The organism is Pseudomonas donghuensis (assembly GCF_000259195.1).
In the GTDB taxonomy this organism is placed as follows: Bacteria; Pseudomonadota; Gammaproteobacteria; order Pseudomonadales; family Pseudomonadaceae; genus Aquipseudomonas; species Aquipseudomonas donghuensis.
This window is the reverse complement of record NZ_JH650766.1, coordinates 108,611-120,423: the sequence shown is the minus strand read 5'-3', so window position 1 is coordinate 120,423 and position 11,813 is coordinate 108,611. Positions and strand designations below refer to the sequence as shown.

The 11,813-nt window shown below is 63.8% G+C and carries 9 protein-coding genes; 8 read left to right on the top strand and 1 reads right to left on the bottom strand.

Annotated elements, in window-relative coordinates; translation table 11 throughout:
* Positions 1-177 (top strand): kinase/pyrophosphorylase (locus UW3_RS27060; RefSeq protein WP_010223308.1); only part of this gene is annotated, 177 nt, incomplete at its 5' end.
* Between the two features lie 147 nt (positions 178-324).
* Here the strand turns inward: UW3_RS27060 and UW3_RS0114945 are convergent.
* On the bottom strand, positions 325-5,190 hold the full coding sequence (locus UW3_RS0114945; protein ID WP_010223307.1) for an NAD-glutamate dehydrogenase: 4,866 nt from the start codon (positions 5,188-5,190) through the stop codon (positions 325-327).
* 347 nt (positions 5,191-5,537) lie between these two features.
* Here UW3_RS0114945 and UW3_RS0114940 point away from each other — a divergent pair, with 347 nt between their 5' ends.
* The 7 genes from UW3_RS0114940 to UW3_RS27055 all read left to right on the top strand — a co-directional run.
* Positions 5,538-5,891 carry a hypothetical protein gene (locus UW3_RS0114940; RefSeq protein ID WP_010223306.1) on the top strand — a complete coding sequence of 118 codons (354 nt, stop codon included), beginning with the start codon at positions 5,538-5,540 and terminating at the stop codon, positions 5,889-5,891.
* A 75-nt stretch (positions 5,892-5,966) separates the two neighbouring features.
* Complete coding sequence (locus UW3_RS0114935; protein WP_010223305.1) at positions 5,967-6,677, top strand: FadR/GntR family transcriptional regulator; 711 nt, start codon at positions 5,967-5,969, stop codon at positions 6,675-6,677.
* Positions 6,678-6,787: 110 nt separating this feature from the next.
* On the top strand, positions 6,788-7,981 hold the full coding sequence (gene lhgO, locus UW3_RS0114930; RefSeq protein ID WP_010223304.1) for an L-2-hydroxyglutarate oxidase: 1,194 nt from the start codon (positions 6,788-6,790) through the stop codon (positions 7,979-7,981).
* Between the two features lie 45 nt (positions 7,982-8,026).
* A complete protein-coding gene (locus UW3_RS0114925; protein ID WP_010223303.1) occupies positions 8,027-9,355 on the top strand; it encodes an MFS transporter in 1,329 nt (442 codons plus the stop codon).
* A gap of 213 nt (positions 9,356-9,568) precedes the next feature.
* A complete protein-coding gene (locus UW3_RS0114920) occupies positions 9,569-10,528 on the top strand; it encodes an AAA family ATPase (protein WP_010223302.1) in 960 nt (319 codons plus the stop codon).
* A gap of 4 nt (positions 10,529-10,532) precedes the next feature.
* Positions 10,533-11,477, top strand: a complete 945-nt coding sequence (locus UW3_RS0114915; RefSeq protein WP_010223301.1) for a DUF58 domain-containing protein — start codon at positions 10,533-10,535, stop codon at positions 11,475-11,477.
* Positions 11,474-11,813 (top strand): DUF4381 domain-containing protein (locus UW3_RS27055; protein WP_010223300.1); only part of this gene is annotated, 340 nt, incomplete at its 3' end. The genes UW3_RS0114915 and UW3_RS27055, both read left to right, overlap by 4 nt.

The following is an 11,813-nucleotide window of genomic DNA, read 5'->3' as shown; positions in this document are numbered from 1 at the left end:
GAGCGCAACCCCACCAGCCGCTACGCAAGCTTTGCCCAGTGCGAGTTCGAGGTACGTGAAGTGGAGAACCTGTTCCGCCGCGAGAACATTGCGCACATCAACTCCACGCATTTCTCCGTGGAAGAGATTGCGGCGAAGATTCTGGTCGAGAAAGGTGTAGAGCGAAGGTTCAAATAAAATTCTCCGGCCTCATCGCGGGTCAAGCCCGCTCCCACAGGTACAGCACGATCCACCCTGTGGGAGCGGGCTTGACCCGCGATGAGGCCGGGACAGGCACAAAAAAAGCCCCGGCAAATGCCGGGGCTTTTTCATTTCAGCTCACGCTCAGGACGGCATCACCGTTGCCTGGCCACTCAAGGCCAGGTCCACCAGCTCGCGGTTGGCCACCGCGTACATGGCGTAGTCGGTACCGGTCGCCGCGCGCAGCTCGTCGAGCATGGCACGCCAGCGCTCGACCATGACCCGGTGCTGGTTCAGCCACAGGGCCACGCGGGCGTCCATGTCCTCCGGCGCATCGTCCATCTGCAGCACCGAGATGGTGATCGCCCGCTGCTGCAGGTCGATATCATCGCGGAAGGCTTCGCGGGCCAGGGCCTGCCAGTTGTTTTCCACCGGCAGGTTGCTGATTTCCTGCAGGTACCAGGTCAGGTCCAGGGCACTGCCAACGGCGAAGAAGGCCTTGGCCACTTCGGCCGGGTCCTGGCCGGTGACGTCGGACGCTTCGATGATCGGCAACAGGGTGTACAGGTGCGTGGTACCGGCCACCATGCGCGCCAGCAGCTCCGGCACGCCGGCGTCGACGAAGCCCTGGTAACGGGTCATCCAGCGCTCGCGGGTCGGCCCTTCGAGCAGTTCGTCGAGCTTCAGGCCCAGTGCGGCGATCTTCGGCCCGAAGTGCGCCACGTCACGACCAGCATCCTGCTCGTTGCGACGGCTACGCAGGAACCAGCGGGTCGCGCGGCGGCCCAGGCGCATCAGCTCGTCCATCAGGGTCAGCTGGATTTCCGCCGGGACCTGATAATCCAGGGCCTCGATCTGACGGAACCAGTGCGGCAGGTGGAAGATGTCACGCACGATCACATAGGCACCGGCGACATTCGCCGGGCTCATGCCGGTGGACTCTTTCAGACGCTGAACGAAGGTGATGCCCATGTTGTTGACCAGATCGTTGGCGATCTGGGTGCTGACGATCTCGCGCTTCAGGCGATGGCGGCGCATGGCCTCGGCAAACTTGCTCACCAGCGACGGCGGGAACGCGGTTTCCATGTCGCGGGTCAGGTAGTCGTCATCCGGCACCAGCGACTTGAGCAGTTGCTCCTTGAGGTCGATCTTGCTGTAGGAGATCAACACCGACAGTTCGGCACGGGTCAGGCCCTGGCCGGCCGCCAGGCGCTCGGTCAGTTGCTCTTCGGTCGGCAGGAACTCGATGGCACGGTCCAGCTTGCCGCGGCCCTCAAGATCGGCCATCAGGCGCTTGTATTCGGCGATGCGCTCCTTGGCCCGACGTGCAGCCAGCGACAATGCCTGGGTCTGCTTGTAGTTGTTGCCCAGCACCAGGCCGGCCACTTCGTCGGTCATGCTGCCCAGCAGCTGGTTGCGCTGCTTCTCGGTCATGTCGCCGGCCTGCACCACTTCGTTGAGCAGGATCTTGATATTGACCTCGTGGTCGGAGCAGTCCACACCACCGGCGTTGTCGATGAAGTCGGTGTTGGTCGCACCGCCGTTCAAGCCGAACTCGACCCGGCCCAACTGGGTCATGCCGAGGTTGCCGCCCTCGCCCACCACCTTGCAACGCAGCTCGTTGCCGTCCACGCGCAGGGCGTCGTTGGCCTTGTCGCCGACGTCGGCGTGGGTTTCTTCACTGGACTTGACGTAGGTACCGATACCGCCGTTCCACAGCAGGTCGACCGGCGCCTTGAGCAGCGCGTTGAGCAGCTCGGTCGGGGTCAGCTTGTCGGCTTCGATGGCGAAGCGCTCTTTCATCTGCGGGGTGATCGCGATGCTTTTCGCGCTGCGCGGGAAGATCCCGCCGCCTTCGGACATAATGCTGGTGTCGTAGTCGCTCCAGGCCGAACGCGGCAGATCGAACAGGCGCTGGCGCTCGGCAAAGCTGCTGGCAGGCTCCGGGTTCGGGTCGATGAAGATGTGCAGGTGGTTGAACGCCGCCACCAGTTGCAGCGTGTTGGACATCAGCAGGCCGTTGCCGAACACGTCACCGGCCATGTCGCCAACACCGACCACGGTGATCGGGTCTTCCTGGACATTGATGCCGCGCTCGCGGAAGTGCCGCTGCACGCCGACCCAGGCGCCACGGGCGGTAATGCCCATCTTCTTGTGGTCGTAACCGGCCGAACCACCGGAGGCGAACGCATCGCCCAGCCAGAAGCCGTAGTCGATGGCAATGCCGTTGGCGATGTCGGAGAAAGTCGCGGTGCCTTTGTCGGCGGCCACCACCAGGTACGGGTCATCGTCGTCATGACGCACGACGTTGGCCGGCGGCACCAGGGCGCCGTCCTTGAGGTTGTCGGTGATGTCCAGCAGGCCGGAGATGAAGATCCGGTAGCAGGCGATGCCTTCGGCCTGGATATCATCGCGGCTGCCGCCCAGCGGCAGGCGGCGAGGCAGGAAACCGCCCTTGGCGCCGACCGGCACGATCACCGAGTTCTTCACCTGCTGGGCTTTTACCAGGCCCAGCACTTCGGTACGGAAGTCTTCCTCGCGGTCCGACCAGCGCAGGCCGCCGCGGGCGACGTTGCCAAAGCGCAGGTGCACACCCTCGACCCGTGGCGAGTAGACGAAGATTTCGAACTTCGGCACCGGCTTGGGCAGCTCGGGGATCAGCTTGGGGTTGAACTTGAAGCTGAAGTACGACTTGTTATGACCCTGGTCATCGGTCTGGTAGAAGTTGGTGCGCAGGGTGGCCTTGATCAGGTCCAGGTAGCGACGCAGGATGCGGTCTTCGTTGAGCACCTGAACGTCGTCCAGGGCAGTCAGGATGGCCTGTTCCAGACGCTGCTGCTTGTCGTCGAGGTCGTCGCTGGTGAGCTTGCGCGCCAGGTAGAAGCGGGTCTTGAACAGCCGGGTCAGCTCGCGGGCGATGTCGGTGTGGTTGTTCAGGGTGCTGGCGATGTAACCCAGGTCGAAGCCCAGGCGGATCTGCTTGAGGTAACGGGCGTAGGCACGCAGCAGCGCCACGTCGCGCCACGGCAGGCCGGCGGTCAGTACCAGGCGGTTGAAGGCGTCGTTCTCGGCATCGCCATTGACGATGTGCACGAACGCATCCTGCAGGGTGTCGTTGAGCTGCTGGATGTCGAGGTTCAGGCCTTCGGCGGCGGTGAAGGCAAAGTCATGAATCCAGTACTCGCGGCCATTGGCATGGCGCAGACGGTACGGGAACTCGCCGAGCACGCGCAGGCCGAGGTTTTCCAGGATGGGCAGCACGTCCGACAGCGCCAGCGGCGTATCGGCGTGGTACAGCTTGCAGTGCAGTTGCTGTTTGCCGGCCTGGGTCAGCGGCTGGTAGAAGCTCATCACCAGCGGCTTGCGCTCGGACAGGGTCAGCAGGTGCTGCATGTCGACCACTGCCGAATGGGCGGCGAAACGCTCGCGGTAACCGGCCGGGAAGCCTTTCGGGAAGTCGGCCAGGACGTTGGTGCCCTGGGCTTCGCCGAAGCTTTCGACGGTCAGGCTGGCGTAGTCGTCCTGCCACGAACGGCAGGCCTGGATCACTTCGTTTTCCAGTTGCTGCGGGTCGATGTCGATGCGGTTTTTCGGGTCGACACGCAGGATCAGTTGGACGCGGGCCAGGACCGACTCGGAGAAGAAGGTCCAGAACTCGCAGTCGCTGGCCTTGAGGCGCTCCATCAGCACATGCTGGATCTTCTGCCGCACTTCGGTGGAGTAGATGTCGCGCGGCACGTAGGCCAGGCAGTAGCAGAAGCGCCCGTACGGGTCCTTGCGCAGGAACACGCGAATCTTGTTGCGCTCCTGGATCTGCACGATCGACATGACGGTGCTGAACAGCTCGTCGACCGGGGTCTGGAACAGGTCGTCACGGGGCAGCACTTCGAGAACCTGGGCCAGTTCCTTGCCCAGGTGCGCCTTGGGGTCGAAGTGCGAGCGGCGCTCGACTTCGGCGACCTTGCCGCGGATGTACGGGATCGCGCGTACGCTTTCGCCGTACACCGAGGAGGTGTACAGGCCCATGAAGCGGCATTCCTTGATGACCTTGCCGTCGGCGTCCAGCTGGCGGATCGACACGTAGTCCGGGTAAGCCGGACGGTGCACCCGGCTTGGGTGCGCGGCCTTGGCGAAAGACAGCAGCAGCGGCTCTTGCAGGTAGTTGACGGCGTAGTCTTCGATGCGCAGGTCTTCAGCGGTGAGGCCGGCGCGCAGCATGCGGGTCAGGCCGAGGAACGACTGCTCGTCGTACTGCAGCTGGCCGCCCTGGGCGTCACCATGCACGACGAATTCTTCGTAGCCGAGGAAGGTGAAGTGGTTGCCCAGCAGCCACTCGAGGAACGCCTTGACCTCGGCCTTTTCATTTTGTGCCGGGGCGTAGGCGGTTTGTTCAACCAGCGCCACGACCTCGCGCAGCTTGGCTTTCATCGGCTCGAAATCGGCGACGGCGACGCGCACTTCAGCCAGCACCTGCTCAAGCTCGTGGGTCAGCAGGTTGAGTTCGGCGGAGTTGGCGCAGCGGTCGATCTCCAGGTACATCAGCGACTCTTGCAGTACGCCTTCGCCCTGGGTGCCCTTGGGCAGGATTTCCAGCAGCTCGCCCTTCGGCCCGCGACGCACGCTCAGGACAGTGGTCTGCAGGGTGTGGATGCTGTAGCCGCGGCGGTTGAGCTCGGTGCGGACCGAGTCGACCAGAAATGGCAGGTCATGGTGCAGGACTTCGACCGCCGTGTGGGTCGACTGCCAGCCATGGCGTTCGTAATCGGGGTTGTAGACGCGAACCTGAGGCTGGGTGTGATCGAAACGCTCGATGATGCGCCAGGCAGAGAGGGTGCAACCGGCCAGGTCCGACATACGGCGCTGGGTAAGTTCGTCCAGAGAGATGATGCCGAAGAACTGTTCGGCGAACAGCGCCACTTGTGGCAGTGCCTGTTCGCTGATGTGCTGCGCCAGGGCCGCTTGCAGTTGATGCTGGAAGTCGGCTTTGCTGGCTGCGGTGAAAAACGCCATCTGTGGTACTCCGCTTGGGCTTTATTATTGAGTGAAGCGTCGCGCGCGTCCGCCGTTTACGGATCAACGATAGCCAACCCGTAGCAGGAGGACGGTAAAACCATAGAAACAGGCGCTCGATGTGACCTGCAAGTCACATCTTCCCGCTCCACGGATGGGCATCTGCAAAAACGACTGCCAGACGGGCTGTGTCTTTACGGGTGTCCATCGACAGCGCAGCTTAACGAGTGCCCGCCCGCCCCTGCTTGCGATGCTGCGACATATTCGGTCATTGAGGTGCAACCGCACGTTTATCCACTGGCCGAAGACTGGCAGAATCCTCTTTCAACTTACTGATCGAGCCGCTCATGCAACTGAAAACCGCCCTGCTCTTCGCCACCCCCTGCGATGATGAAGAAGACAACATGGCCACCCTGTGCTGCCACAGCGACAAGGGCCAGATGTTTCTCATGACCCGCTATCCAGACGAAGACACGGTGGACATCACCCTGGATGACGAGCCAAGCACCCTCGACGGCCTCAAGGTCAGCCTCAGCGCCAAGCGTTTGCTGATCGAGGTGGCGCCAGGCGATGCCGATGTGTTCAAAGGCGACGATCACCTGGAGATCACCCTGACCTCCGACGGCACCGACCTTGCCGAGGTCGAAGAAACCCTGCAGAACATCCTCAAGGGCACCGGCACCTACGTCAGCGAGCTGTAATCGCCCACGCGGTTTCTTGACAAGGAACCGCCGCAAAAGGCATTGTCTGACAACCTGATTAATGAGCCACCCTTCATGCTTGAGCTTCAGCGCCCCGATACCCTGGTCGAACGGGTTGTCGGCGCCATCCGTGCCGAAATCGATTCCGGTCGCCTGGCGGCCGAATCGCGCCTGCCCACCGAACAGCAACTGGCCGAGCAATTGAACGTCAGCCGCTCGGTGGTGCGCGAGGCCGTGGCTCAGCTCAAGGCTGACGGGGTGCTGATCGCCCGCCGTGGCCTGGGTTCGTACATCTCGCAAACCCCGACCGGCACGGTATTCCGCTTTCCTTCTGCGCAAGGCCGCAGCCCGGACCTGGTGCAAATGTTCGAAGTGCGCCTGTGGATCGAGACCCAGGCCGCCTCGGTGGCTGCCCAGCGCCGCGATGCCGCCGACCTTGCGCGCATGAGCAAGGCCCTGCAGGAAATGCTCGACAAGCGCAGCGACTTTGCCGTGGCCGCCGCGGCTGATGTCGAGTTCCACCGCGCCATCGCCGAAGCCAGCAAGAACGATTACTTCGTCGCCTTCCATGATTTTCTCCGTGGCCAGCTGGCCGCTGCCCGCCGTACTGCCTGGGAAAACTCCGCGGCGCATTCGGTGGGCGGCTCGGCCGATGCCCATCGTGAGCACCAGGCGCTGTACCAGGCCATCGCCGATGGCGACCGGGCTGGTGCTGCAGCTTGCGCCGAAGCGCACCTGCGGGCGTCGGCCAAGCGCCTGAAACTGGACCTGCCGAGCATCGACTGAACCCGCGTATTTAACGGGCGCCGATAGATAGCGCCCTTTTGTTTGACCTACTTAGTCTGACAACCTGATAAGCAGACTCTCTGATAAGAACAAACCAAGGTGACACCTGCATGATCTACGACTACTGCATCATCGGCGGCGGCATCGTCGGCCTTGCCACCGCCATGGCGCTGCTGGAACGCCAACCGGGCGCTTCGTTGCTGATCCTGGAAAAGGAAAGCAGCCTGGCCAAGCACCAGACCGGGCATAACAGCGGCGTGATCCACGCGGGCATCTACTACGCCCCGGGCAGCCTCAAGGCCGACCTGTGCAAGCGCGGCGCCCAGGCCACCAAGGACTTTTGCACCGAGCACCAGATCAAGTTCGAGGTCTGCGGCAAGTTGCTGGTGGCCTCCACGCCGCTGGAAGTCGAGCGCATGCACGCCCTGTACCAGCGCTCGCAACAGAACGGCCTGAAGGTCGAGCAGCTGGATGCCAAAGAGCTGCAACGGCGCGAGCCGAACATTATCGGCCTCGGCGGCCTGTTCCTCGATGCCACCGGCATCGTCGACTACACGCAGGTCTGCGAAGCCATGGCCCGGGTGATCCAGAGATTCGGCGGCGAAGTGCAGCTGCAGACCACCGTGCGGGCCATCGTCGAAACCGCCGACAAGGTCACCATCAGCAGCGACGACAAGGTCTGGAGCGCGCGCCAGCTGGTCGCCTGCGCCGGCCTGCAATCCGACCGCCTGGCCACCCTGGCCGGGGTCAAAATCGACCACCAGATCATCCCCTTCCGCGGCGAATACTTCCGCCTGCCAGCGGCCAAGAACGACATCGTCAACCACCTGATCTACCCGATCCCCGACCCGGAGCTGCCGTTTCTCGGCGTGCACCTGACGCGGATGATCGACGGCAGCGTTACCGTCGGGCCCAACGCCGTGCTCGGCCTTGGCCGGGAGAACTACCGCAAGTTCTCGGTGAACTGGCGCGACGTGGCCGAGTACGCACGCTTTCCGGGGTTCTGGAAAACCCTCTGGAACAACCTCGGTTCCGGCACCGCCGAGATGAAAAACTCGTTGTTCAAAAGCGGCTACCTGGAGCAGTGCCGCAAGTACTGCCCATCGCTGAATGTCGAAGACCTGCTGCCCTATGAAGCCGGCATCCGCGCCCAGGCGGTGATGCGCGACGGCACCCTGGTGCACGACTTCCTGTTCGCCGAGACCCCGCGCATGGTGCACGTCTGCAATGCCCCGTCACCGGCGGCCACCTCGGCCATCCCGATCGGCCAGATGATCGCCGAAAGGATCTTCAACGCCCGCTGAACCCTGCTGCACACCTAACTACAAAGACAAAAAAGGAAACCTCAGATGTCGGTACATGAGGCGGCTGCGGCCGCGACCGAAACCCCGGAACAAAAACGCAAGCGCCTGCGCAAGGTCGCCGCCGCGACCATCTTCGGCTCGATGCTGGAGTGGTACGATTTCTACCTGTACGCGACCATGGCGGCGATCGTCTTCTCGAAGATCTTCTTCGACCCGAGCAACCCGGCGGTGGCGTCGCTGCTGGCGTTTTCAACCTTTGCCATCGGCTTTATCGCCCGCCCCTTCGGCGGTGTGCTGTTCGGCTACCTGGGCGACCGCTTCGGGCGCAAGCAGGTGCTGGTCATCACCTTCTGCATGATGGGCGTGTGCACCACCCTGATCGGCTTGATCCCAAGCTACGCCTCGATCGGCATCTGGGCACCGATCATCCTCGTGCTGGTGCGCATCATCCAGGGCCTGGGCGCCGGCGCCGAGCTGTCTGGCGCGGCAGTGACCTCCTACGAGCACGCCAGCGAAGGCAAGCGTGGCAGCCAGGGCGCCTGGCCGGCACTGGGGCTGAACCTGGGCCTGCTGCTGTCGTCGCTGACCGTCTACCTGCTGACCATGAACGGCAACGAGTTCCTGCTTTCCGGTGGCTGGCGCATCCCGTTCATCTGCAGCATCGTGCTGGTCGGTGTCGGTCTCTGGGTGCGTAAAAGCATCCCGGAAACCCCGGACTTCAAAGAGCTCGACAAAACCCCGGCCAAAAACCAGGAGTCGCCGCTCAAGCTGCTGTTCAGGAACGACCTCAAAGGCCTGGCCGTGGTGTTCTTCGTGGCCATCGGCTACAACGCCCTGAGCTACATCTTCAAGACCTTCTCGCTGGCCTACCTGACCCAGTACAAGGGCGTCGAAGCCCATGTCACCTCGCTGTCGGTGACCATCGCCAGCCTGGTGGCCATCATTGCCGTGCCGTGCTTCGGCTGGCTGTGCGACAAATGGAGCAGCAAGACCGTGCTGATGCTCGGCGGGATGTTCTCGGTGCTGTTCGCCTACCCATTCCTGAGCCTGCTCAACACCGGCGAGCCGATGATGATCTACCTGGCGATTGCCATCGGCACCGGCATCCTCGCGCCGATGATGTTTGCCCCGCAGGGTTCGTTCCTCAGCCGCCAGTTCCCGACCCAGACCCGCTCTTCGGGCTTTGGCACCGGGCGCGAGATCGGCACGGCGGTGGCGGGCGGCCTGGCACCGCTGGGTGGCCTGGCGCTGGTGGCCAATTCGGCCACTCACTCCACCGATGGCGTGGCGCTGATCCTGGTGGTAGCGGCGGTATTGGTGGTGGTGTTTGCCCTGTGCGACCAGGGGCGCAAGCATTCCAGCTTCAAGAACTGAGTGCCCGGCAAGGCCAGCTCCCACTGGGTCAGCGCGATCCCTGTGGGAGTTGGCGTTGCCGACGATGGGCTGCGCAGCAGCCCCTGACTTTGCGATTTGAACAAATTTCCCTGCTGCCGTTAGTCGCCAGCCCTCCGGATGGATTAAAGTATCAGCCCCCGCCCGGGCGCTTTTACGCCGCACGCCCTGGCTTATTTCCAGGAACCTTCAACGATGGAACACCGTGAGGCGCTGATCGCGCTGCGCACCTTTCTTTCAACCCAGATCCTGGGCCAGGAAAAACTCGTCGAGCGCTTGCTCATCGTCCTCCTCGCCGACGGCCACATGCTGGTAGAGGGCGCCCCGGGCCTGGCCAAGACCAAGGCCATCAAGGAACTGGCCGAAGGTGTCGAAGCCGAGTTCCATCGTATCCAGTTCACCCCCGACCTGCTCCCTGCCGACATCACCGGCACCGAGATCTATCGCCCGGAAACCGGCAGCTTCGTGTTCCAGCAAGGGCCGATCTTTCACAACCTGGTACTGGCCGACGAAATCAACCGCGCCCCGGCCAAGGTCCAATCGGCGCTGCTCGAAGCCATGGCCGAGCGCCAGGTCAGTGTCGGGCGCAGTACCTACGAGCTGTCGCCGCTGTTCCTGGTGATGGCCACGCAGAACCCGATCGAACAGGAAGGCACCTACCCGCTGCCCGAAGCCCAGCTCGACCGCTTCCTCATGCACGTCAAGATCGGCTTCCCGGATGCCGCCGTCGAGCGGCGCATCCTCCAGCAGGCCCGTGGCGAAGCGCTCAATGGCGAGACCAAGCCGGAGCGCCGGGTCAGCCAGCAAGCGATCTTTGCCGCGCGCAAGGAAATCCTCGGCCTGTACATGGCCGATGCGGTGGAGGAATACCTGGTGCAGCTGGTCATGGCCACCCGCACTGCGGCCAAGTACGACCTGGAACTGGCCGACTGGATCGCCTACGGCGCCAGCCCGCGGGGCTCGATTGCCCTGGACCGCTGCGCGCGGGCCCATGCCTGGCTTGCCGGGCGCGACTTCGTCAGCCCCGAAGACATCCAGGCGGTGCTGTTCGACGTACTGCGCCACCGCATCATTCTTTCCTTCGAGGCCGAGGCCGCCGGGATTGACCAGGACCGGGTGATCCAGCGCATCCTCGACGTCGTCGCCGTCGCCTGAGCCCATGCCCAATCGCCTGCTGGCCGCGCCCGGAATCCGCATCAGCCTCACCGAGCTGATCGAGATGCGTCACCGCGTGCGCGAAGTGCAACTGTTCTCCCGGCCGGGCCAGCGCAGCCCGCTGGTGGGCCTGCACCACTCGAAACTGCGCGGACGCGGGGTCGACTTCGACCAGGTGCGGGTCTACCAGGCCGGCGACGATGTGCGCAACATCGACTGGCGGGTCACCGCGCGCACCCAGGAGCCGCACACCAAGCTGTTTCATGAGGAACGCGAGCGACCGATCTTCATTCTCGTCGAACAAAGCCAGCGCCTGTTCTTCGGCTCGGGACTGATGTTCAAGTCGGTGCTCGCCGCCCAGGCCGCGGCGCTGATCGGCTGGGCCGCCCTGGGCCACAACGACCGCATTGGCGGCCTGGTGTTCGGTGACAACGAGCACTACGAGATCAAGCCACGGCGCAGCAAGCAGAGCCTGTTGCAACTGCTCAACCGCCTGGCGCGGGTCAACCAGTCGCTGCATACCGAAGCCGTGCCCCAGGCCGACAGCCTCGGCATTGCCCTGCGCCGCGCCCGTGAAGTGCTGCGCCCCGGCAGCCTGGCGATCATCATCTGCGACGAGCGGGCGCTGACGCCTGCGGTCGAACAACAGCTGAGCCTGCTTTCGCGCCATTGCGACCTGCTGCTGTTGCCGCTGTCCGACCCGCTCGACCACGCCCTGCCCGCCGCCGGCCTGCTGCGCTTTGCCCAGCACGGTGCGCAACTGGAGCTCGACACCCTCGACCCGACCCTGCGCAAGAGCTACCGCCAGCAAAGCGAAGCGCGCATCGAGCGCTGGGAACTGCTGGCGCAAAAGCTGCGGGTGGTGTTGATGCCGTTGAGCACCCAGAGCGAAATGATCGAGCAACTGCGCGAGTACCTCAACGCGCAACGACCGGGGAAAACCTCGTGAACCCGCTCGATCAGTTGCAACCCTTGATCACCCCGACGCCGATCGGCTGGTGGCCGCTGGCCCCGGGCTGGTGGGCACTGCTGTTGCTGCTGCCCCTGCTGGGTTGGGGCCTGTGGCGGCTGCGCCACTGGCGCCCAGGCAAAAAGGCCATCGTGCGCGCCGAGCTGCCCCTGGACCCGGTACGCATCGAAGCCCTGGCCGAACTCGCGCGCCTGCCCAAACCCTACGACGGCGCCCCGGCCGGTGCCTGGCTGCAGCAGATCAACGCCCTGCTCAAACGCCTGTGCCGCAACCATTATCCGGGCAGCCACAGCCATACCCTCAACGGTCGCCAAT